The organism is Rhodococcus cerastii, assembly GCF_033042195.1.
Lineage (GTDB): Bacteria > Actinomycetota > Actinomycetes > Mycobacteriales > Mycobacteriaceae > Rhodococcoides.
Window position 1 is genome coordinate 1 of the sequence record NZ_JAWLKF010000042.1, and the last position, 800, is coordinate 800.

At 53.6% G+C, this 800-nt stretch carries 1 rRNA gene; it reads right to left on the reverse strand.

The features are described from left to right. Positions 1-755 (reverse strand): 23S ribosomal RNA (locus tag R3P93_RS24505); the annotation flags it as partial. Between the last annotated feature and the right edge of the window lie 45 nt (positions 756-800).

The window sequence follows — 800 nt, forward strand, 5'->3', positions numbered from 1 at the left end:
GATACGCCCTATTCGGACTCGCTTTCGCTACGGCTACCCCACACGGGTTAACCTCGCGACATGCCACTAACTCGCAGGCTCATTCTTCAAAAGGCACGCCATCACCAGCAACAGTAAACTGTTCACCAGCTTTGACGGATTGTAAGCGCACGGTTTCAGGTACTATTTCACTCCCCTCCCGGGGTACTTTTCACCTTTCCCTCACGGTACTAGTCCGCTATCGGTCACCAGGGAGTATTCAGGCTTATCGGGTGGTCCCGACAGATTCACAGCAGATTTCACGGGCCCGCTGCTACTTGGGTATTCACAACGACAGTTGCAGTGTTTTCGTCTACGGGACTCTCACCCTCTACGACAGGCCGTTCCAGACCACTTCGACTAACACCACAATTTCTCACTGTCGGCCGATCCGGCAGAATCGACAATGCAAACCCCACAACCCTCCATACGCAACCCCTGCCGGGTATCACACGCACAAAGTTTGGCCTCATCCGCTTTCGCTCGCCACTACTCACGGAATCACTGTTGTTTTCTCTTCCTGTGGGTACTGAGATGTTTCACTTCCCCACGTTCCCTCCACACACCCTATATATTCAGGTGCAGGTAACACGACATCACTCGTGCTGGGTTTCCCCATTCGGACACCCTCGGATCACAGCTCGGTTGACAGCTCCCCGAGGCTTATCGCAGCCTCCTACGTCCTTCATCGGCTCCTGGTGCCAAGGCATCCACCGTACGCTCTTCATTACTTACAACAAAGATGCTCGCGTCCACTGTGCAATTCTCAAACAACACACACA